The 21,641-nt window shown below is 71.2% G+C and carries 19 protein-coding genes; 8 read left to right on the top strand and 11 right to left on the bottom strand.

From position 1 onward, the window contains the following. Positions 1-6: 6 nt before the first annotated feature. From ACFC1K_RS11200 to ACFC1K_RS11175, 6 genes are read right to left on the bottom strand one after another with little or no spacing between them, the layout of a single operon-like run. The gene (locus ACFC1K_RS11200) at positions 7-831 is read right to left on the bottom strand and encodes an ABC transporter permease (RefSeq protein ID WP_375871660.1); all 825 of its coding nucleotides are present in this window, start codon (positions 829-831) and stop codon (positions 7-9) included. Then, on the bottom strand, positions 828-1,655 hold the full coding sequence (locus tag ACFC1K_RS11195; RefSeq protein ID WP_375871659.1) for an ABC transporter ATP-binding protein: 828 nt from the start codon (positions 1,653-1,655) through the stop codon (positions 828-830). The genes ACFC1K_RS11200 and ACFC1K_RS11195 overlap by 4 nt, the downstream gene beginning before the upstream one ends. Continuing rightward, a complete protein-coding gene (locus ACFC1K_RS11190) occupies positions 1,652-2,581 on the bottom strand; it encodes an ABC transporter permease (RefSeq protein ID WP_375871658.1) in 930 nt (309 codons plus the stop codon). Before ACFC1K_RS11190 ends, ACFC1K_RS11195 begins: the two co-directional genes overlap by 4 nt. 10 nt (positions 2,582-2,591) lie before the next feature. Then, positions 2,592-3,611: a TIGR03842 family LLM class F420-dependent oxidoreductase gene (locus ACFC1K_RS11185; protein WP_310288254.1), complete on the bottom strand. Its 1,020-nt coding sequence runs from the start codon at positions 3,609-3,611 to the stop codon at positions 2,592-2,594. A gap of 10 nt (positions 3,612-3,621) precedes the next feature. Beyond that, positions 3,622-5,064, bottom strand: a complete 1,443-nt coding sequence (gene hydA, locus ACFC1K_RS11180) for a dihydropyrimidinase (protein WP_375871657.1) — start codon at positions 5,062-5,064, stop codon at positions 3,622-3,624. 11 nt (positions 5,065-5,075) lie between these two features. Further along, the gene (locus ACFC1K_RS11175) at positions 5,076-5,924 is read right to left on the bottom strand and encodes a nitrilase-related carbon-nitrogen hydrolase (RefSeq protein WP_310288259.1); all 849 of its coding nucleotides are present in this window, start codon (positions 5,922-5,924) and stop codon (positions 5,076-5,078) included. A gap of 309 nt (positions 5,925-6,233) precedes the next feature. Between ACFC1K_RS11175 and ACFC1K_RS11170 the strand changes: the two genes are divergently transcribed. Together ACFC1K_RS11170 and ACFC1K_RS11165 are read left to right on the top strand one after the other, a co-directional pair. Then, the gene (locus ACFC1K_RS11170) at positions 6,234-7,457 is read left to right on the top strand and encodes a sensor histidine kinase (protein ID WP_375871656.1); all 1,224 of its coding nucleotides are present in this window, start codon (positions 6,234-6,236) and stop codon (positions 7,455-7,457) included. After that, positions 7,454-8,092 (top strand): response regulator transcription factor, encoded by a 639-nt coding sequence (locus ACFC1K_RS11165; protein ID WP_310288265.1) that lies wholly within the window; start codon positions 7,454-7,456, stop codon positions 8,090-8,092. The genes ACFC1K_RS11170 and ACFC1K_RS11165 overlap by 4 nt, the downstream gene beginning before the upstream one ends. A gap of 3 nt (positions 8,093-8,095) precedes the next feature. Here ACFC1K_RS11165 and ACFC1K_RS11160 read toward each other — a convergent pair whose 3' ends face one another. Then, on the bottom strand, positions 8,096-8,785 hold the full coding sequence (locus ACFC1K_RS11160; RefSeq protein ID WP_310288268.1) for a hemerythrin domain-containing protein: 690 nt from the start codon (positions 8,783-8,785) through the stop codon (positions 8,096-8,098). Between the two features lie 139 nt (positions 8,786-8,924). Here ACFC1K_RS11160 and ACFC1K_RS11155 point away from each other — a divergent pair, with 139 nt between their 5' ends. After that, positions 8,925-9,707 carry an ABC transporter ATP-binding protein gene (locus ACFC1K_RS11155; protein WP_310288269.1) on the top strand — a complete coding sequence of 261 codons (783 nt, stop codon included), beginning with the start codon at positions 8,925-8,927 and terminating at the stop codon, positions 9,705-9,707. Beyond that, on the top strand, positions 9,704-11,182 hold the full coding sequence (locus tag ACFC1K_RS11150) for an FtsX-like permease family protein (protein ID WP_375871655.1): 1,479 nt from the start codon (positions 9,704-9,706) through the stop codon (positions 11,180-11,182). The genes ACFC1K_RS11155 and ACFC1K_RS11150 overlap by 4 nt, the downstream gene beginning before the upstream one ends. 121 nt (positions 11,183-11,303) lie before the next feature. On the opposite strand, the gene ACFC1K_RS11145 is transcribed toward ACFC1K_RS11150, so the two are convergent. After that, positions 11,304-12,626 (bottom strand): hypothetical protein, encoded by a 1,323-nt coding sequence (locus ACFC1K_RS11145; protein WP_375871654.1) that lies wholly within the window; start codon positions 12,624-12,626, stop codon positions 11,304-11,306. Next, positions 12,623-14,365, bottom strand: coding sequence for a hypothetical protein (locus ACFC1K_RS11140; RefSeq protein WP_375871653.1), 1,743 nt, complete (start codon positions 14,363-14,365; stop codon positions 12,623-12,625). The genes ACFC1K_RS11145 and ACFC1K_RS11140 overlap by 4 nt, the downstream gene beginning before the upstream one ends. 138 nt (positions 14,366-14,503) lie before the next feature. On the opposite strand from ACFC1K_RS11140, the gene ACFC1K_RS11135 reads away from it, so the two are divergent. Further along, positions 14,504-15,097, top strand: coding sequence for an NADPH-dependent FMN reductase (locus ACFC1K_RS11135; RefSeq protein ID WP_375871652.1), 594 nt, complete (start codon positions 14,504-14,506; stop codon positions 15,095-15,097). 33 nt (positions 15,098-15,130) lie between these two features. Here ACFC1K_RS11135 and ACFC1K_RS11130 read toward each other — a convergent pair whose 3' ends face one another. After that, positions 15,131-15,640: a hypothetical protein gene (locus ACFC1K_RS11130; RefSeq protein ID WP_375871651.1), complete on the bottom strand. Its 510-nt coding sequence runs from the start codon at positions 15,638-15,640 to the stop codon at positions 15,131-15,133. A 191-nt stretch (positions 15,641-15,831) separates the two neighbouring features. On the opposite strand from ACFC1K_RS11130, the gene ACFC1K_RS11125 reads away from it, so the two are divergent. The 3 genes from ACFC1K_RS11125 to ACFC1K_RS11115 all read left to right on the top strand — a co-directional run bounded on the left by ACFC1K_RS11125 (position 15,832) and on the right by ACFC1K_RS11115 (position 21,096). Then, positions 15,832-17,391: a hypothetical protein gene (locus tag ACFC1K_RS11125; protein ID WP_375871650.1), complete on the top strand. Its 1,560-nt coding sequence runs from the start codon at positions 15,832-15,834 to the stop codon at positions 17,389-17,391. Between the two features lie 50 nt (positions 17,392-17,441). Continuing rightward, positions 17,442-20,240 (top strand): LamG-like jellyroll fold domain-containing protein, encoded by a 2,799-nt coding sequence (locus ACFC1K_RS11120; RefSeq protein ID WP_375871649.1) that lies wholly within the window; start codon positions 17,442-17,444, stop codon positions 20,238-20,240. A 196-nt stretch (positions 20,241-20,436) separates the two neighbouring features. Then, positions 20,437-21,096 (top strand): 2-phosphosulfolactate phosphatase, encoded by a 660-nt coding sequence (locus ACFC1K_RS11115; RefSeq protein ID WP_375871648.1) that lies wholly within the window; start codon positions 20,437-20,439, stop codon positions 21,094-21,096. Between the two features lie 6 nt (positions 21,097-21,102). On the opposite strand, the gene ACFC1K_RS11110 is transcribed toward ACFC1K_RS11115, so the two are convergent. Then, positions 21,103-21,594 carry a SprT-like domain-containing protein gene (locus ACFC1K_RS11110; protein WP_056372354.1) on the bottom strand — a complete coding sequence of 164 codons (492 nt, stop codon included), beginning with the start codon at positions 21,592-21,594 and terminating at the stop codon, positions 21,103-21,105. Between the last annotated feature and the right edge of the window lie 47 nt (positions 21,595-21,641).

The raw sequence follows: 21,641 nt of genomic DNA, 5'->3' as shown, positions 1-21,641 counted from the left end.
GGTTCTTCAGTCCGACGACCGCCTCGTCGCCAGGCGCTCCAGGAGCGAGGTGACGAGGAAGAACACGAGGCCGATGATGATGCCGCCGAGCACGTACGCCCATGCCAGCGCGGCGCGGCCGGATTTCGCGTAGGTGGCGATCGCGGTGCCGATCCCGTCGGCTGGGCCGCCGAAGTACTCCGCGACCAGGGCGGCGATCACGGCGAGCGAGCTCGCGATGCGCAGTCCCGTCATCAGATAGGGGAGCGCGGTCGGCAGCGTGAGCACGCGGAACGTCTGCCAGCCGGAGGCCGCCGAGGCGCGGAGCAGGTCGCGGTGCACCGGGCGGGTCTGCCTGAGCCCTCGCAGCACGTTGACGAACACCGGGATGAAGGCCGCGATCGTCGCCACCGCCTGGCGCCCGAACTGGCTGGACGCGCCGAACATCGTGTTGAGGATCGGCGTCACTGCGACGATCGGGATGACCGCGAGCGCCGACACGAGCGGCGCGAGCATGCCGTCGACGGGCTTGGCGGCGGCGGCGAGGCCGGCGAAGAGCAGCGCGAGCAGCGAGCCGACGACGAGGCCGATCAGCGCATTCGTGGCCGTGATCTTCATGTCGTCGAGGATGATCGGGAAGCGCCTCACGAACTCCTCGGCGATCGCGATCGGGCTCGGCAGCATGCGCGGCGCGGTGCCGAGCACGTCGACCCAGAAGATCCAGACGGCGAGGATGAGGATCCCGACCACGATCGGCGCCACCCATTTCAGCCAGCCCGGAAGCTCGCGCTCGGCGGGCAGAGGGCGCTTCGACGGGCTCAGCGACCGATCCCTGGTGGCGGTGCCGGTCATGAGGTCCGGTCCCTGAGCTTGTCGAAGGGCGTGACGGGGGTGCCGTGGAGCGCCTCGCGGACCGCGGTGACGCGGTCGAAGAACTCGGGCGACTCGCGCAGCGCCTCGTCGCGCACGTCGCCGAGGCCCGTCTCGACGACGTCGGTGATGCGACCGGGACGCGGGCTCATCACGACGACGCGGTCGGAGAGGAAGACCGCCTCGGGGATGGAGTGCGTCACGAACACCACCGCGGCGGAGGTCTCGGCGGCGATGCGGGTGAGCTCGGACTGCAGGCGCTCGCGCGTCATCTCGTCCAGCGCGCCGAACGGCTCGTCCATGAGGAGGAGCTTCGGCCGCGCGGCGAGCGCCCGCGCGATCGCGACGCGCTGCTGCATGCCGCCGGAGAGCTGGTCGGGGTACCGGCCTGAGAAGTCCGAGAGGCCGACGAGCTCCGCGAGCTCCGCGACGCGCGCCGCACGATCCGCTTTGCCGGTGCCGTGGAGTTCGAGGGGAAGTCCGATGTTCGCCCCGACGGTGCGCCAGGGGAGGAGTCCTGCCTGCTGGAAGGCGATGCCGTAGTCCTGGTCGATGCGGGCGCGCTTGGCGGGCTTGCCGAAGATCTCGAGGGTTCCGCTCGTGGCCTGATCGAGGTCGGCGATGAGGCGCAGCAGCGTCGACTTGCCGCAGCCGGACGGCCCGATGAGCGACACGAACTCTCCGGCCGAGACCTCGAGCTCGACGTCGGTCAGCGCGACGACCTCCCCGGTCTTCGTCGGGAAGACCTTCCCGACGCCGGCGGCGTGGACGGCGAACGGTTCCTGAGCCTGTCGAAGGGCCGTCATGCGGTCGCTTCTCCTCTGCGGTAGTTGGCGAGTCCGAGGCCGATGAGGGCGACGGAGCCGGCGGCGATGAGGCCCAGGGCGATCGAGCCGAAGGTGGGACCCCACGGCGCCGCGGGGTCCGACGAGGCCTGACCCGCGAGCTGGATGAGCATGCGGCCGATGCCTCCGCGCATGCCGATCGACACCTCGGCGACGACGGCGCCGAGCACCGCGTTCGCGGCCGCGAGCCGGAACGCGGGGAGGAGGTGGGGGACCGCGGCGGGAAGGCGGAGTCGGAACAGGGTCGCCCAGTAACCGGCGGCGTAGCTGTTCATGAGGTCGAGGTGGATGCGGTCTGGCGACGCGAGTCCGCGCAGCACGCCGACGGCGACCGGGAAGAACGCGAGGTACGAGGCGATGACGGCCACCGACAGCCACTGCGGCCAGGTGCCGCCGCCGCGGTCGATCTGGTTGCCGATCGCGTTGACCACGGGGGCGAAGGCGATGAGCGGCACGATCTGGCTCACGACGATCCAGGGGAGGAGCCCCCACTCCAGCAGCCGCCAGCGCTGCATCACCAGGCCCAGCACCGCGCCCACGGCGACGCCGATCAGCCAGCCGACGGCGGCGATCCCGAGCGTCACGAGCGCCGCACCCGCCACCGAGACCCACAGCGGCGGGGTGTCGCCGCCGCTGGTCGGTGCGAACAGTCGTGCGGCCATGTCCCACACGTGCGGCATCGCACGGTCGTGCGTGCGGGGGAGGATCATGACGCCCGAGCCGGACTCGCCCGGCACGGCGCCGACGACGAATCCTTCGCTCGGCCCGGCGAACTTGTACAGCTCCCACAGCACGAGGACGGCGAGCACGCCGAGCGCGCCCCATCCTGCGGCGATCCACCCCCGCAGCTCGCCCTGTCGCCGGGCCGACCAGCCGATGGGCCTCATGCGGCCGCCGTCACTTCTTCGCCGTCACGTGGGCCGACAGCGCCGGAATCACCGTCTCGCCGTAGACGCGGAGGGTCTCCTCCTTGTTGTCGTGCTGCAGGTAGCCGGCGAACTGGGTCACGCCGAGCTCGCGCAGCTGCTCGAGCTTCGCGATGTGCTCGGCCGCCGTTCCGAGGATGCAGAACCGGTCCACGATGTCGTCAGGAACGAAGTCGACGTGGTCGTTGTCGGCCTTGCCGTGGGTGTTGTAGTCGTAGCCCTGGCGTCGCTCGATGTAGTCGGTGAGCGCTTCGGGCACCCCCTCGCCGTGGTGGCCGTACTTCGCCACGATGTCGGCGACGTGGTTGCCGACCATGCCGCCGAACCAGCGGCACTGCTCGCGCATGTGCTCCCAGTCGTCGCCGATGTACATCGGCGCCGCCACGCAGAATGCCAGCGACTCGGGGTCGCGGCCGGCGGCGGCCGCGGCATCCTTCACCGTCTTGATCATCCAGGCGGCGATGTCGACGTCGGCGAGCTGCAGGATGAAGCCGTCGCCCACCTCGCCGGTGAGCTTCAGCGCCATCGGCCCGTATGCGGCGACCCACACGTCGAGCTCGGACCCCCGGCTCCACGGGAACTGGAGCGTGGCGCCCTTGTACTCCACGGCGCGCGAGTTGGCGAGCTCGCGGATCACGTGGATCGACTCTCGCAGCTCGGCCATCGTCGTGGGCCTGCCGTTCGTCACCCGCACCGCCGAGTCGCCGCGGCCGATGCCGCAGATCGTGCGGTTGCCGTACATCTCGTTGAGGGTGGCGAAGACGGATGCCGTGACCGTCCAGTCCCTCGTCGCGGGGTTGGTCACGAACGGCCCCACCGTGACGCGCTTGGTCTCGGCGAGGATCGCGGAGTGGATGACGTACGGCTCCTGCCACAGCAGGTGCGAGTCGAAGGTCCACACGTGGCTGAAGCCGTGCGCCTCGGCGAGCCTCGCGAGCTGCACCGTGCGTGAGGCGGGCGGATTGGTCTGAAGGACGACACCGAAGTCCATGGGCTGCTCCTCAGATCAGGTACTGCGACAGGCCGCGCTTGAGGAACCGGCCGTCGCCCTTGGCGCCGAGGTACTGGCCGCGGTCGACCACGACCTTGCCGCGCGAGATGACGGTGTCGACGTGCCCGTCGATCTCGTAGCCCTCCCACGCGGAGTGGTCCATGTTCATGTGGTGGGTCTTGCCTTCGCCGTACCCGATCGAGGTGTGGCCGTTCGGGTCGTAGACCACGACGTCGCCGTCGGCACCGGGCTGGATCACGCCCTTGCGCCCGTAGAGGCCGAACATGCGCGCCGGAGTGGTCGAGGTGAGCTCGACCCAGCGCTCGAGCGTGATCTTGCCCGTCACGACGCCCTGGTACATGAGGTCCATGCGGTGCTCGACCGAGCCGATGCCGTTCGGGATCGCGCGGAAGTCGTCGAGCCCGAGGTCCTTCTGGCCCTTCATGCAGAACGGGCAGTGGTCGGTCGAGACCATCTGGATGTCGTTGGTGCGCAGGGCCTGCCACATGTGGTGCTGATGGCCCTCCTGACGCGAGCGCAGCGGCGTCGAGCACACCCACTTGGCGCCCTCGAACTGCCCCCACTCCTCGCTGAACGCGCCCAGCTGCTCCTCGAGCGAGAGGTACAGGTACTGCGGGCACGTCTCGCCGAAGACGTTCCAGCCCTGGTCGCGGGCCCAGGCGAGCTGATCCACGGCTTGCTTCGCCGACACGTGGACGACGTACAGCGGGGCACCGGTGAGGTTCGCGAGCATGATCGCGCGGTGCGTGGCCTCCTCCTCCATCTGCCAGGCGCGGGCGATGCCGTGGTAGTACGGCGCCTTCTTGCCCGCCTCGGCGAGCTGCGCCGCCAGCACGTCGATCGCCGGCCCGTTCTCGGCGTGCATCATCGTGAGGAGTCCGGTCTCCTGCGAGACCTGCATCGCCTTCAGCACCTGGGCGTCGTCGGAGTAGAAGACGCCGGGGTAGGCCATGAAGAGCTTGAAGCTGGACACCCCCTCGTCGACGAGTCCTCGCATCGCCGCGAGCGACTCGTCGTCGACGCCGCCGACGATCTGGTGGAAGCCGTAGTCGATCGCGCAGTTGCCCGCGGCCTTCTCGTGCCAGGCGGCCAGGCCGTCCTGCACGCGCTCGCCGTAGCGCTGCACGGCGAAGTCGATGATCGACGTCGTGCCGCCCCACGCGGCCGCTCGCGTGCCGGTCTCGAACGTGTCGGACGCATTGGTGCCGCCGAACGGCAGCTCCATGTGGGTGTGCGCGTCGATGCCGCCCGGGATCACGTACTTTCCGGTGGCGTCGATGACGGTGTCGACGGATGCCGCGACATCCGTTCCGAGAAGCTGCGAGCCGGGCGCGAGCACGGCCGCGATGGTCTCGCCGTCGATGAGCACGTCCGCCTCGCCCCGGCCGGTCGCCGAGACGACGGTGCCGCCCGTGATGAGTGTCGTCGCCATGTCCCGCCCCCTTACGGCTTCGCGATCTTCGTGTAGGAGTCGGGCCGGCGATCGCGGTAGAACTGCCAGTCGTCACGCATCTCGCGCACCATCTCGAGGTCGAGGTCGCGCACCAGCAGCTCCTCGTGCGTGCCCGAGCCGCGCTCGCCGACGAAGTTGCCCCGAGGGTCGATGACCTGGCTCGTGCCGTAGAAGTCGACGGCGAGGTCGCCGTACTCGTTGTCCTCACGACCCACGCGGTTCGGCTGCAGCACGAAGTACCCGTTCGCGACGGCTGCGGCGGGTCCTTCGACCTCCCACAGCCGGTTCGAGAGACCGGGCTTGGTGGCGTTCGGGTTGAAGACGATGTGGGCGTCGTTCAGGCCGAGTTCGCGCCATCCCTCAGGGAAGTGGCGGTCGTAGCAGATGTACATGCCGATCCGGCCGACCGCGGTGTCGAACACGGGGTAGCCCATGTTGCCCGGCCGGAAGTAGAACTTCTCCCAGAACCGGTCGAGATGCGGGAGGTGGTGCTTGCGGTACTTGCCGAGGATCGTGCCGTCGGCATCGACGAGCACGGCCGTGTTGTAGTACACGCCGGTCTCCGCCTCCTCGTAGATCGGCAGCACCGTGACGATCCCGAGCTCCTTCGCGATCGCGGCGAAGCGCTGCACGATCGGCCCCTCCGACGACTCCGCGAAGCGGTAGTACTTCTTGTCCTGTGTGATCCCGAAATAGGGACCGTAGAACAGCTCCTGGAAGCACACCACCTGCGCACCCTGAGCCGCGGCGTCCCGCGCGAACCCTTCGTGCTTGTCGAGCATCGACTCCTTGTCGCCCGTCCAGGTGGTCTGCGAAATCGCCGCGCGTACCGTCGTCATCGTCTCTCCGTTCATGAACCGGCTGGCGCCGTGTTCGTCCGTCCCTCGGGCGGGTCGGGCGGGGTCCGATCGATGGAGCAGCCCCGCTTCCCGATCCTGGCGATCCGACGTTTCCCGTCGGTTTCGGCCTGTGACGCGACAGTAAAGCCTTGCCCGGTGCGGCGCAATGGTCGGCTGGGCAGACCTTATGGATCCACGGAACGGGATGCTGCGGCATCCGGTCCGTACATCCCTCGAATGATCCCCGCCCCCGACGGATACAGCGCGGGACGGATGCCTCGGCGCGAGGCGCTCGCGTAGCGTGAGACGGTGTTCCGCCGCATGAAGACGTCCCAGCTCGTCGTCGACGTCATCGTGGCGGTCGGCTTCTTCCTCATCGCGTGGCCGGTGGAGACGGTGCTGGCGACCGGCACGCTGGGCCTGGAGTACCAGCTCGGGTCACTCGGCCAGATCATCACGGGCCTGCTCATCGCCGCGCTGTTCAGCGGCGCGCTGGCGCTCCGCCGGCTGTCGCCGTCGCTCTCCCTGGGCATCGCGTGGGTCGGGGCGCTCGTGCAGATGGGGCTCGGGCGCCCGCCCAGCCTCTCGGACGTCGCCATCTTCGGCATCCTCTACACGACCGCCGCCTACGGGACCCGGCTCGTCTATTGGGCCGGCTTCGCCTCGGCGCTCGTCGGAGCGCTCGTGATCACCGTCTACCTCTTCGCCGGCCCGGTGTTCGCCGGCGGCGGGCTGTCGTGGCAGACGCTGCCGCTGGCGCTCGTCGTCCTCGTCGCGGGCGCGTTCGCGCTCGGGCTGTCGTGGACGATCGGCGCCCTCGTCCGCACCGCCGTGCGGGCGCGCGAGAATCGCGAGGCCCAGCAGCGCGCCGAGGCGGAGACCGCGGCCGAGCAGGAGCGCGTGCGCATCGCTCGCGACATGCACGACGTGGTCGCCCACTCGCTCGCGGTGGTGATCGCCCAGGCCGACGGCGCACGCTATACACTCACGGCTGCGCAAACCGGCAAAGGCGACATGAAGACACTGTCCGATCCCGCGGTCGCGACCGACGCGCTCGCGACGATCTCGGCCACCGCCCGCTCCGCCCTCGCCGACGTGCGGCTGCTGCTCGGGCAGCTGCGGCACCGCCAGGGCGACGGGCCGCAGCCGACGATCGCCGACCTCGAGGAGCTGTACGCCCAGGTGCGCACGGCCGGGGTGCAGCTGCGGGTCGACGTCGATCCAGCGCCTCCGGGCGAGCCCCCGGCGGCCGTGCAGCTCGCGGTCTATCGCATCCTGCAGGAGGCGCTCACCAACACACTCCGGCACGGCGCACCCGGCGGCTCGGTCGACGTGCGGCTGTCGTGGCTCCCTGACCGTGTCGAGCTCGACGTCCGCAATCCCGTCTCCCCGGGCTCGCAGCCCGGACGGTCGGGCCACGGCATCATCGGCATGCGGGAGCGCGCCCAACTCGCCGGCGGCCGGCTCGACGCAGCCGACGAAGGCGGCGCCTTCATCGTGCGTGCCACCATTCCCCTGGGAGGACCCGCATGATCCGCGTCGCGCTCGTCGACGACCAGTCGCTGTTCCGCGCCGGCATCCGCATGCTCGTGGACTCGCAGCCCGACCTCGAGGTGGTGGCCGAGGCATCCGACGGTCGCGAGGCGATCGACGCCGTGCGCCAGTCGCGGCCCGACGTCGTGCTCATGGACATCCGCATGCCCGTCATGGACGGCCTCGCGGCCACGGCTGAGCTCCTCACGGATCCGGAACCTCCGCGCATCGTGATGCTGACGACGTTCGACCTCGACGAGGCCGCCGCACGCGCGATCCGCCAGGGCGCGAGCGGGTTCCTCCTCAAGGACGCCGACCCCGAGTTCCTCCTCGCGGCGATCCGCACCGTGCATGCGGGGTCGGCCGTGATCGCAGCATCCGCCACGCGAGAGCTGTTCGAGAGATTCACGGATGCTGCGCCCCGGCCGGTCCCGGCCGCCTACGCGGAGCTCACCGAGCGCGAGCGCGAGATCTTCGCGCTCGCCGCACGCGGGCTCTCGAACGCCGAGATCGCTGCGCGCGAGTACCTGTCGGAGGCGACGGTGAAGACGCACATCAGCCGCATCCTCACGAAGCTCGGCCTGCGTGACCGCGTGCAGCTCGTGGTCTTCGCCTTCGAGCACGGCCTGGTGTAGCGCTCAGCGGCCCTCGAGGGCGGCGCGATGCTTGGCGTAGGCGCGTCGCCCGATCAGTCGCCACGCCAGCCGGCCGGGCGCGGGCATGTGCTTGTGCAGCCACTCGTCGCCGCCGTCCGGCTGCGCCGCGAGGATCTCGCCGAGCTGCTGCCAGGTCTGGCCCTTCGGGATGGCGCCCCGGCCGTGCTCCGCGAACCACTCGATCTCGGGCTCGGTGATGGTGTACTCCATCACTGGCACGATGTTGGTCTCCTCGTCGGGGAGGTGCACGGCCATCGCCGTGTTCACGCCGGCGAGTGCGGACAGCACGGGCTCGGCATCCGTCGCCGTGGCCGTCGCCCGCCACGCGGGCAGCGCGCCATCGAGCGCTGTCAGGTGCACAAGCAGCTCGGCGTGCTGCGCCTTCATGCGCTCGACGTGCGCAGCGCACGACGGTGCGCGCTCGTCGAGCGCGGGCCACAGGCGCTCGTCCTCGCCCTCGTGGTGGGCGTGCAGACCCAGTGACAGCGTCTCGAGCTGCGTCGCGACCGCGGCGGCATGCGCCGTGTCGCCCTCGCGCACGCCGCGCACGAGGGCCGGGCCTTCGCCGAACCCGCGCGTGAACATGCGGTGGATCTCGGCCATCCCGCTCGCATCGCACGTCTTCGGACCGCCGGGCAGATCGCCGCTGGGCGGCAGGGGCGTGGCGGGCATCGTTGCTCCTCGCGTCGGTGTTCGGGCTCCCCGCGAGGCTAGTCCCGAGCGCCTGCGCACGGAAGGTCATCCTCGAGATGTAGACGGATGCCTCTCATGGGCGACGCGGGCGACACCGGGTCGTTCCTACCGTCGAAGCATGGAACTCTCATCGACCGACCTGGGCCTGGCCGCCCGGGTGCAGCAGCTCACCAAGACCTACGGAACCGGCGAGAGCACGGTGCATGCGCTCGACGGCGTGAGCGTCGGCATCCGCCGCGGCGAGTTCACCGCGATCATGGGCCCGTCGGGCTCGGGCAAGTCGACGCTCATGCACATCATGGCGGGACTCGACGCCCCCTCGTCGGGGCGCGCGTGGATCGGCGACACCGACATCACCGGCCTCTCGGACCTCGAGCTCACGATCCTGCGGCGCCGCCGCGTCGGGTTCGTGTTCCAGGCGTTCAACCTCGTGCCCACCCTCGACGCGCTGGGCAACATCCTGCTGCCGTTCGACCTCGACGGCCGCCGGCCCACGACGCTCGAGCGGGCTCGCATCGACGGCCTCGTCGAGCGCTTGGGGCTCGCGTCGCGCCTGAACCACCGCCCCCACCAGCTGTCGGGCGGCCAGCAGCAGCGCGTCGCGATCGCCCGCGCACTCGCCACCGCACCCGACCTGGTCTTCGCCGACGAGCCCACGGGCAACCTCGACTCACGCTCGGGTCGCGAGGTGCTCACGCTCCTCGCCGCCGCCACGCGCGAGCACGGCCAGTCCATCGCCATGGTCACGCACGACCCGGTCGCGGCCTCGCACGCGGATCGCGTGCTGTTCCTCGGCGACGGACGCATCGTCGCCGACAAGCCGCGCCAGAGCGCCGAGGAGATCTCGGCCTACATGCTCGCGTCCGAGCTCGGCGCGGGTGCCGCGGCGGTGGCATCGTGACCGCGATCGCCGAGACCGGGCGGATCCCGCGGCCCGCAGCATCCGTCCCGCGCAGCGCGTCCGCCCCGCTCGCGTGGCTGCGCGAGCGCGGCATGGGGGCGAGCATCCTGGTCGCCGCGATCTCGAGCGCGTTCGGTGCGATCCTGCTGAGCGCGACCGGGTTCATCGCCGCCGTGCTGAAGGCCGATCCGTTCATCGGCGAGAGCGGCACGCTGGCCGTGGTGCTCGCGATCATGAGCTTCCTGCTCATCGGCGTCGCGGTGTACGTCGCGGCCATCGTCACCGCGAACACCTTCGCGACGGTCATCGCGGGGCGCACGCGGCGCATCGCGCTGCTGCGGCTGATCGGCGCCTCGGCGCGCTCGCAGCGTTCCGAGGTCGCCCGCCAGGGGCTCGTCGTCGGCGTCATCGGCGCTGTGCTCGGGCTCGTCGGCGGAACGCTCGCCTCGTGGGCGGGCGTCGTGCTCGCGGGCGTCGCGTTCGGCATCGAGGACGTGGAGTACGCCGTCGTCCAGCCGGTGCTCGTGGTCCCGGCGGCGGTGGTCGCGCTCACGACGTGGGCCGCGGCGTGGGCGGGGTCCCGGCGCGTGCTGACCGTCACGCCGCTGCAGGCGCTCGGCGGCTCGGTCGAGGCATCCCACGACGTGTTCACCCGCAAGGGCGCACGCAACGGTGCGGCGATCACGCTGTTCGCAATCGGCGGGGCACTGCTCGCGGGAGGCATCGCCATCGGCCTCGTCTCCCCGCTCGGCGTGATCGTCGCCTTCTTCGGCGGGATCTTCTCGTTCACCGGGCTCGCGCTCGGCGCGACGCTCGTGATGCCTCCGGTGCTGCGGCTCGTGGGCAAGCTGTTCGGTGCGTCGGCGACGGCGCGGCTCGCGTCGGAGAACGCGCTGCGCTACCCCGAGCGCTCCAGCCGCATGGCGATCGGCGTCGTGATGGGCGTGACGCTCGTGACGATGTTCGCCGTCGCGCTCGAGACCGTGAAGGCCGTGTTGACGACGTCGGCCGGCGGCGAGGCGCCGCAGGAGATGACCACGCTGCTCGACACGTTCGCCGGAATCATGATGGGTCTCGTCGCGGTCTCGGCGGTCATCGCCGCGGTGGGGCTCGTGAACCTCCTCACGATCGGCGTGGTGCAGCGCCGCCGTGAGCTGGGGCTCCTGCGAGCGCTCGGAGTCTCGACCGGGCAGGTGCGCCGCATGGTGCTGCTCGAGGCCGCGCACATCACGATCACCGCGACGATCACGGGCCTCGTGCTCGGCATCGCGTACGGCTGGGCCGGGGCGCAGTCGCTGCTCGGTGCCGTGCCGATGCCGCCGTCGTTCTCGTCGCCGACGCTGGTCGCTCCGGCTGTGCCGTGGCTGCCGGTGGCCATCATCGTGGTCGCGACGGCGGTGCTCACCCTCGTCGCCGCGGTCGTCCCGACGCGGCTCGCAACGCGGGTCGTCCCGGTGGAGGCGCTCGCGGACTGAAGGCTGCCGCTCACCTGTCACGAAGTGCCGGACCGGTCAGCACTTCGTGACAGGTGAGCAGGCAAGACGTCGGCTGGACGGACGGATGCTGTGGCGCAGGGCTTCGCGCCGCAGCATCCGTTCACGCATCTTTGACGAGCGGGACCTGACGGAAGGGGCCGTGCGCGGCGTCTGCTTCGAGTTCGATCCACTCCTCACCGCCGGTGAGGTCGTCGGTCGAGTAGAGGTCGGCGACCTCGCGGAGCGCGGTGACGAGCTGCGGCTGCGGCACGGCGCCGTCGCCCTCGCCGTGGACGTCCTGGCGGGTCGACATGACGGCGGCGAGCCGGGGGCGTTCGGGTTTGCGGTCCTTCCACAGCGCGTGCAGCGAGCGGGGTGTGGCGTTGCGGCTGCCGTGGTGGCCGACCTTGTACAGGTCGATGCCGGCGAGCCGTTCGCGAAGCTGCGGCTCGTCCGCGAGCCGCTCCAGCGTGAGCCGCCAGTTCTCGATCTGCGCATCGCCCGGGAACAGCATCGACAGCCCCTCGATCTCCAGCAGCAGGATGATGCTCGTGTTGTTGAGGGCGTCGTCGAGGTCGCGCACCAGACGTGCCGCCGAGTGCGACCGCTGGTTCGCGAGGCGGTCGATGAGCCAGCGCACCGGACCGGGACCGTGCGCGATCGGGGCGGGCGCGCCGGCGTCGGCGGCCGAGCCGACGACGCGCAGGGAGGCGCCGAGCGCACGGAGCCAGTACTCCGGGTCGTCCTCCCGCTGCTTCGCGACGCGCGGGTCCTGGTCCACGGTGGGCGGGCCGAGCACGGTCGTGCGCATCCCCGGCACCAGGTCGTCGATGCCCGACTCCATCCCGGCGTGCAGGTAGCGGCCCCGGTCGGCGAGCGACAGTTCGTCCAGCAGGGCCACCGCTTCGGCGTTCTTGAGCTGGTCCTCGGCGGCGGCCCTCACATCGTCGTCGAGCCCCACGAGCTGGGTGAGCTTGGCGACGTGCTCCTGCGCCTGTGCGAGCAGCGCGGCGTACCGCACGGACGCGCTGGTGAGGCCGTTCGGCGGCTCGGCCGCAGCGAGGCCCGGGTCGCCGGGGCCGTTCGCCGTCGCCGACAGCTTCGGATCTTCGGTCCACGACCGGAGCACGAGCGTGGGCGCGAGCTTCTTCATGATCGCCGCGCCCGCGTCGACCTCGAACCCGCGCAGGTGGTCCCGGTGGCGGTGGGTGACCACGAGCACGTCGAGCCGGCCGCCCGTGTGCTTCTCGATCAACGCGGCGACGTCGCCCATGCGGCCGCGGGCCATGCCTTCGCGGGGGGAGTGGCTCGTGCCGTAGTCGATGAGGATGTGCCGCTCGGCGCGGCCGTCCGGGAGCGGCTCGTCGTACTCGACGGACACCAGGAAGCAATCGCCGAAGCCGACCTGGTACATGCGGACGCGAACGCGGATCGGAGTGCTCACCATGTCTCCCCGGAGCTCTGCTCGGTGCGGTGCAGCTCGGCGAACGTCTGCCCGCGAGCCGCCCCGTCCGAGAAGCCGAGGCGGCGCTTCGAGTCCATGCGACCGGTGCGGGCGAGGTGGTCGAGCCGCAGCTGCTGGCGACGCCAGTCGTCGAGCCGCTTGTGGATGTGCAGCTTGAGCCGGCCGAACTGGTCGAAGATCAGCGTCCCGCCGCCGAACAGCTGCACGGGCGTGCTCGGATCGATCAGCGGGGAGAGCTGGAGCCCCGACTCGTCGGTGAACTCACGCGCGGTCATGTCGGCCATCTGGACGTACGTGGCGACCGACTCCGGCACGATCAGTCCGTCGGGACCGATCCGCTGCGTCGGGAGCACCGACTCGATCACGGTGTAGTAGTCGGTCGACACGTCGAGGCGGCGGGCGTTCTGCCAGAGGAACCGCGACACCTCGTCACGGTCGCTGCGGAGACCCGCGAAGTTGATCCCGAGGTAGCGCGGCGGCAGCTCCGACTCGAGCACGTCGGTCACCCGACCCGACGGGAGCTTGATGCCGGCCTTGGCGAACCCGTCGACGAGGAGCTTGCGATAGCCGAGGTCGTCGTCGGGCACGACCTCGTTATCCGCCAGCAGCACCGCGTTGAGGAGGTCGCCGAAGTCGAACTCGACGGGCGGCAGGTAGTCGAGGCCGCGGATCAGCATCGTGAGCAGCTGGGACGCCGCCTTCGCACCCTCCTCGGCGGCCCGGGCCCGGTCGACGGTGACCCCCTTGCCGGTCGCCGCCTCGCCGTTCGGCCGCGAGAACAGCGCCTGCAGCCGCATGTACCAGATGTCGATGAGCAGATCGAAGGCGATCGCCACCAGCACCTCGCCGCGCCGGTGCGGCTCGAGGAAGTCGGTCTGCTTCGCCCAGTCCACGGGCGGCGGAGTCAGCGCCGACTCCCGCAGCGCGCCGCGGCCCTGCGTCAGCACGCTGCCGATCTGCTCGGCGACGCGGGCGAGCATGTTCCTGCGCAGCGCCTCGGGCTCCACGTGGCTTCTCGGGATGCGCCCGCTCCTGTCGGGCTTGCCGAGCGCCTGCTCGATGACGGGGCGCATCGAGAACACCGAGAGCAGCGCCACGATGTCCGCGAAGCCCTCGTGGAACGCGGCCTGGTCGGGGAGGCTCGGCTCGAGGAACCGGCCCCGCAGTCCGTCGAGCACGGCGTGCGTCGTCTCGTGCACCACCACGTCGTGGCTCAGGCACGTGTAGATCGTGTCTCCGGTCGGGTCCGCGGGTGGCACGTAGCCGAACAGCAGCGCGCGGTCCTCGAACGAGTAGTAGGCGTTCGCCTCGGCGAACGCGTGCGGCACGAGGAACAGCTGGTGGCTGCGGAACCCCCACGGAAGCCGCCGGCCCAGCGCCGTCTCGAACGTCGCGAGCGTGCGCGCGGCGGTGGCGTACACATGCTGCGCGTGGAAGGCCCAGTCGGTGCGCAGCACGTCGTCGGTCGCCTCCGCGAAGAGGTCGTCCTTGCCGAGCGGCTCGTGCTTGACGTAGCGGCCGGTGGCGGTGTCGTAATCGACCACGTGCAGGCGGGCTCCGCGGGGTCCGTCCTCCATGCGCGACCACGGCACCTTCACGTTGGCGGTGAGGATGCTCGCGTCGTCCCCGCTCACCGACGGATCCTGCGCGATGAGCCGCAGCGTCACGTGCGTGCGCGGTTCGTCGGCCGGTTCCGCGAAATCGATACCGTCCGCCATGTCACACCCCCAGGGTCTACGGCTCCACAATGCAGCGACTTGCCCCGCTCTGGAAGAGGGTCGCCGCGCAGGCCTGATACCCGCGGCTCCGGAGCGCAAGGGGGTGCGTGAGCGGTTGCACGGGTGCAGGCTGGCCGCATGCAGATCGAGATCGTTGAGCACGAACCGCCCTATCGCGTCGGCGTCATCGTCGGCAGCCTCTCTCGCGAATCCGTCAACCGGCGTCTGGCACTCGCCTTGCAGCGCCTCGCGCCGCCCGAACTCGAGTTCTTCGAGATCTCGTACGCCGATCTTCCGCTGTACAACCGCGACCTCGACGCCGACTACCCGCAGGCGGCGCTCGACTTCAAGGAGGCGGTGCGCTCCTCCGACGCGCTGCTCTTCGTGACGCCCGAGTACAACCGCTCGATCCCCGGCGCGCTCAAGAACGCGATCGACTGGGGCAGCCGGCCGTGGGGTCAGAACGCGTGGAGCGACAAGCCGGTCGCCGTCATCGGCGCCTCGCCCGGGCAGATCGGCACCGCCGTCGGCCAGCAGTCGCTGCGGAGCACCCTGAGCTTCCTCAACGCACGCCAGATGACCACCCCCGAGGCGTACATCCACTTCACGCCGGGGCTCATCGAGGCCGACGGCGAGGTGACCGTCGCCTCGACGGAGGAGTTCCTCCGCACCTTCATGGTGAAGTTCCTGGAGTACACCGCGCGCGTGCTGACGGTGATCCCGCAGGCGTGATGAACACCGGATGCTGCGGCCGGCAGCATCCTGTCAGTCGTCGTCGCGGGGATCGGGGTCGTGGGCCCACGAGGGCGCGAGGGCGCGCACGCGTGCGGCGCGCCATTGCCACATGCCCCACAGCACCGGCCACAGGAGGGGCGCCGTCGGGCCGCCGATGACGAGCCGGTCGCGCCACAGCGTCTTGCCGGGCTGACCGGGCGCCGGCGAGACCGCCATCTGGTGGTCCCACACGTCGAGGCTGGCCAGCGGGCCCGTGAGCGGGATGCCGCTGTCGCGGAAGATCCGGACGCGGCCGCCGGCCTCGTCCACCGAGCGCTCGCTGACGTGGATGAGCTGGCGCCCCATCGGCACCGCGCCGAACGCCGACAGCTGCACCGGCACGTCGTCGCCGGGGGTCCACGACGTCGGCAGCCCGCTCGGCACGAGCGGAGCGAGGTCCATCAGCGGGCCGTAGAGCTCGGCGACGGCACGCGGTGAATGCACTGCCCGCCACGCGGCATCGGCGTCGCAGTCGATCACGAACTTCAGCAGGATCCGCATGCGCTCCAGTGTCGCATCCGTCGCGGAGCATGGCGTGGGATGGGGCGGATACCACAAAACCGAGTGATGCTCGACATTCACCTCGGCGTCGGTGAACGTTTACCCGATGCTCGCCGGTACCGGACAACCGCTCGATAGCTTCGCCCCTGGCCTGCGCCAGCCCCGAGCGCGGCCGTGAAAGGACCCCGGGAATGAGGCCCCATCCCCGCCGGACACTCCGGCACATCACCGCGATCGGCGGCGCCGTCGCACTCACGCTGGCGATCGCCGCGCCCTCCGTCGCATCGGCCCCCGCCGAGGCGACGGCCACGCTCGGCGAGCCGGTGCCGTATCTCATCGAGAACGTGCATGCCGCCGGCAAGGTGCTCGAGATCGGCGCCGACGACGCGCAGTCGACCGGCCCGTCGGACGCGCCCTGGCTCGCTGCTGCCGCGATCTTCTCGAAGGAGGCGGATGCCGCCTCCCTGCGCGCGCAGGCCGTGCTGGCGTACCCCGTGACCGGTGCCGCCGACACGTACGTGTTCGCGAACGCCGACGGCGACGTGCTCGCGCGTAAGGCGAACGACGACCCGTGGGCGCGCTACGTGGAGATCTCGGATCTGTCGGTCGCCGAGGCTGCGACCGACCCGGGCGCCCAGTGGCGCGCGGTCGACGCGGGCGGAGGCGCGGTGTACCTCCACAACGTACGCGCGTACGCGAACGGCGGCACGGCCGGTCTCGACATGTACAACTGGGCCACCGCCGACGGCGCCGAGATCCAGACCTACGACGCCGGCAGCGCCGCGGTGCAGAAGTGGTACCTGCGCTCGCTCGACCCGACCGTCGCGCCGCACACCGGCCGCACCGACCTCGGCGTCGCCCCGACGCCACCCTCTTCGCTCGTCGCCACGTACAGCTGGGGGCTGAGCCACACGCTCACGGCGATCGCGTGGACCGACCCCGGCGCGGGCGCGTGGCAGGCCGAAGGCACCGTGCGTGTCACGGGCACCGCGACCGGGTACTTCGGCGAGGCCGTGCCCGTCGCCGCGGAATACCTCGTCGGGTCGCTCGGCGCCGCCCGCGATGTGCCCGTGTCGGCGCACGTGGGCATGACGGTGGCGCAGCTGCGGATGCTCGCACCGAGCAAGGTCGAGCGCACCGTCTCGGGCTCCGATGTCACCGTCACGGCCCCGGCCGCGTGGGACTGGTCCGCGGTGACCGACGCGTCGATGGCCGAGGAAGGCACGTTCACCGTGCCCGCGACCGCCGCGACGGGCTTCGCCGCGCACCTCGTCGTCACGGTCGTCGCCGTCGAGGAGGTCAACATCCTCCGTGAGGCGGGCGTGCACTACACCTACACGCACAAGGACGACACCCGTTTCGCCCTGACCGACGGGGTGCGGAACGCGGTCGGCTTCGCCGACTGGCGCAGCGGCGGCGCGGCGAACCGCGTCAACCCCAACACCGTGTCGTTCTACTTCGACGCCCCGCGTCAGGTCACCGGTGCCGCCGTGTACGACATCGGCGGCACGAAGAACATCGGCTCGGTGACGGTGCAGTACCGCACGCTCACCGGCGGCTGGCGCGACCTTCCGGCCGAGAGCACGACGTGGCCCGCCACGAACCCGACGGCGGACCTCAGCCTCGTCGTCGACGGCGACACCGTGCTCGCCACCGGCGTGCGCGTCGCGATCGGCAACAAGTCGACCGCCACCTGGATGTCGCTGTCCGAGGTCGAGGTCTACGGACCCGGCACCGTGCCGGCGAGCTGATGATGCGCACCGCCACAACCCCTCCCGAACCCCACTCGCAAGGAACCCCGATGCCTTCCCCCGCAACGCGCCGCGCCCGCGGCGTGCTCGCCACCGCGTCGCTCGCCGTCGCGGCGGGCCTCATCGTCACGACGGGCGGCGCTGCGGCGGCCGCACCGCAGGCGCCGGCTCGCAGCATCCCATCGTCCGTCACGAGCGTGGCCGCCGCGGCCGAGGCGCCCGCCGGCGACCGGTCGAGCTTCGTGCTGCCGGTGCTGCCCGACACCCAGTTCTACTCCCGCTACAGCGCCTCGCAGCTCGTGCCGAGCTACGGCACCAACCCTTTCGAGGTGCAGGCGAAGTGGATCGTCGATCACCAGGACGAGCTCGACATGCCCTTCACGGTGCACGTCGGCGACGTCGTCGATCAGGAGTGGGTCGCCACCGAATGGGATGCCGCCGAGAAGGCGATGCGCATCCTCACGGACGGCGGCATGCCGTACTCGGTCGTCCCCGGCAACCACGATGTGAAGAACTCCGGCGCCCGCTCGTCGGTGGCGAGCTCGGGCAACTACCTCGCCCGCTTCGGCGCGGCGGACCTCGCCGCACAGGCCGGTCCGGCACTGATCGGCACGTTCCAGGACGGGCTGTCGAGCGCGTACCTGTTCGAAGCAGAGGGGCACACGTGGATGTCGCTCGCACTGGCGTGGAACGCGTCGGACGACACGTTCGCGTGGGCGCAGGGCATCCTCGACGCGCACCCGGGCGTGCCGGCCATCCTGTCGTCGCACGCGATCATCAACATCGCCGAGGACCAGGTGTCGCCCGCCGGCTGGGGGTGGGGTGAGGAGCTCTGGGAGAAGCTGATCCGCCGCAACGACCAGATCATCCTGACGCTCAACGGCCACTTCCACGGTGCGACCTCGCAGACGCGCCTCAACGACGCCGGCAACCCCGTGCACCAGGTGCTCACCGACTACCAGATGGCCGCCGACGGCGGCAACGGCATCATGTCGCTGTTCGAATTCGACCTGTCGAACAACGCCATCGACGTCGAGACGGTCTCGCCGTGGGTCACCGTCAAGCACGAGGCGTCGCTGACCTCGTCGGACGCCCCCGTGCTCGACGGCCCCTGGCAGTCGTTCAGCCTGCCGCTGGACTTCGGGGCGCGCTTCGGCTGGACCGTGGACCCCGCCGACGAGACCGGCGCCGACCTGTCCGAGCTCGCCAAGGCGATCGCGTCGGAAGGCTGGGACGGTGACGGCGCGGGCGCCGCGCTCCATCCCGCCGGCAGCCCGGCCGACTACATCGAGGCCGAGGGGACCGTGGCGCACTGGCGCTTCGGCGAGGTCGAGGAGGGCGTGGTCGACGAGAACACCGTCGTGCCCGACATCGCCGGCGAGAGCCCGATGCACCGCAACCCGATCGACGAGACCGACGCGCCCGAAGAGCTCGAGGACCTCACCGTCACGCACGAGAACACGGCGTTCTACTCGGCCGATGCGGGCGCCTCGTGCTTCACGAACGTCTCCCGTGACGCGGCGGGCGGGCCCGACCGCCTCTCGTTCCTGACGACCGAGTACGGCGCGCCGGCGACCTTCGCCGACCTGGACTCGGACGCGGGCTACACGATCGAGACGTTCCTGCAGCTCGACGCCGACTGGACCGAGACCGACAACCGCTGGAGCGCCGCGCTCACCCGCGGCGGCGCGCGCGAGTGGGCCGGGATCAACGACGGCTCCGACCCGGGCGCCGGCGTCTCGTGGCTCGGCATCTCGAACCTGCGGGAGTACCAGTTCTCGGCGGCCGACACCGCGAGCTCGAACTCGTACACGCTGTGGTCGGGTGAGATCATGCCCGGCGCCTGGCACCACGTCGCCATCGTCAACGACCCCGCCAAGAACACCGTCATCATGTACGTCGACGGCGTCCCGGTGCTGCGCAACGCGTCGGGCGTGGCCGGCATGGTCGCCGAGGACTACATGCCCTGGGTGATCGGCACGTCGACCTGGTACACGGAGCCCGACCACGGCTGGCACGGATGCGTGGGCGAGACCCGCATCGTCGAGCAGGCGCTCGACACCGGCGAGTTCCTCTACAACCGCGTCGACATCGACGGTGACGGCGGCTCGTTCACGCTCGGGACGGACCTGAGCCAGGTGCAGCCGGCCGATGCCGAGATCGCCGCGTTCGAGGGCACCGGCCACCCCGGCGCCGCCGTCCGCGTCGAGGTCGCGGGCGAGGTCCGCGGCTCGGCCGAGGTCGCCTCCGACGGGCGCTGGTCGATCGCGCTCGACGAGGCCGTCGCCGGATCGGGCACGCACGAGCTGTCGTTCGTGCAGTCGATCGGCACCCGCGACGGCGAGCCGTACGAGGCGGTCGTCGTGATCGCCGAGGACGCGGGCTGGACGCCCGCCGACCCCGAGTCGATGCCCGACCTCGAGGGCCGCATCACCATCACGCCCGAGACGTTCGCCCCCGGGGACACGATCACGATCGAGCTGCCCGAAGGGTACGAAGGCACCGCGATCAACGCCTTCGCCTTCTCGGCCCCGACGGCGCTCGGCTCGGGCACCGTCGTGAACGGCGCGATCACCGTCACGACGCCCGTGACGCTCGCGGCGGGCGTGCACCGCGTCGCGGCGTACACCGCCGAGGGCGAGATGGTCGGCTGGAACACCGTGTTCGTCGACCCGGCAGCCGGCTCGGCGGGGTCTGGCGATCCGGCGGGGGAGGCCGCGGGCAGCCCGTCGGCCGAGGAGCTCGCCGTGACCGGCATCACCACGACCGTGCTCGTGGTGCTCGCACTGGCCGCGGCCGCGGCGGTCGTGCTCGGTGTGTTCGCGGTGCGCCGCCGCCGCGTCGGCTGACCGCGCGGGTTCAGGGGCCGGGTGGAACGAGGTTCCGCCCGGCCCCCTCGCATGCCCGCCGGCGCGACCACATCGTGTGCTCTCGCCGAGGGCACACGATATGCGCGGGCAGGACGTGTCGTCTCGGTGAGAGCACACGATCCGAACGCGGGCAACCGAGGACGGGAAGCGGGATGCTGCCGCCTACGCTGGACGGATGCCCGAGAGCCCGTTCGACCAGCACCGCTACCAGGTCCGCCACGACTGGGGGATCGAAGGGCTCCGTCGCCTCGCCCCCGCGGATGTCGTGGTGGTCGTGGACGTGCTCCGGTTCTCCACGACGGTGACGGATGCCGTCGCCCGGGGCGAAGCCGTGGCCCTCGACGCTTCCGCGCACGCGGTGTCGATCAACGGCGCGGCGGTGGCCGACGCGGCGGCAGAGTCCGGCGCGGTGGTGCTGCTCGGCTGCCTCCGCAACGCCGCCGCGGTCGCCCGGGCCGTGCTCGACCTCCAGCACGAGCGCGGTGCGCGCACGAGCATCGCCGTGATCGCGGCGGGCGAGCTCGCCGGCCGTGACCCCGGCGCTCCGCTCCGGTTCGCGGTCGAGGACCAGCTCGGGGCGGGTGCGATCATCGACGCGCTCGGCGACCTCGGCGTCGACCACACCGCGCCCGAGGCGGCGGCGGCGTGCGAGTCGTTCCGCGGGCTGCGCGGCGCCATCCGGCACCTCCTCACGGCCGGCGGCTCCGGGCAGGAGCTTCTGCTTCGACCGGCTCAGCAACCGGGGGACGCCCGCGACGAGGTGCTGAACGCGGCCGCGGTGGATGCGGCATCCGTCGTCCCGGTCCTGCGAGACGGGGCGTTCGTCGCGTACTGACGCGGCTCAGTCGCGCGGGGTCATCGCTGCCAGGCGCGTCGCGCGCGTGATCTCGCGACGCGTCCACGTGAAGGCGTGGCGCTCATCGAAGTGCGGGGCGCACTTCGCGCACGACGTCGGCCGAGTCGCCTTGCGGTGGCGGTACGCGACGTGCCCCGCGGGGCAGACGCCGATCCACGGCGCGAGCTCGGTCGCCGTCTCGCCGTTGTGCGTCGTGCCGCCGACATAGCCGAGGTCGCGCGCGACGGCCTTCCACCGCGCGCCGTGGCCGGCGCGCGGCCCGGCCAGTGCGTGGGCCACCTCGTGCAGCAGCGTCTGGTGATTGGTGTCGTCGTCGTACCGCGCCGCGAGGTAGCGCGAGACGCTGATGCGCTTGTGCGTGTAGTCGCACAGGCCCGCCCGGCGCTTGGCGTTGTCGAACGCGAAGCTCCACGAGTCGTCGAGGTGGAGGGCGATGAGGGCCTCGGCCCAGTGCCGCACGCGATGCAGATCCGACATGTGCGCGAGACTAGAACGTATCTCCGACACTCCGGCCCAGGGTGCCC

The organism is Microbacterium sp. NPDC056057, assembly GCF_042266945.1.
GTDB lineage: Bacteria > Actinomycetota > Actinomycetes > Actinomycetales > Microbacteriaceae > Microbacterium > Microbacterium trichothecenolyticum_C.
This window is presented reverse-complemented; position numbering and strand designations above follow the sequence as displayed.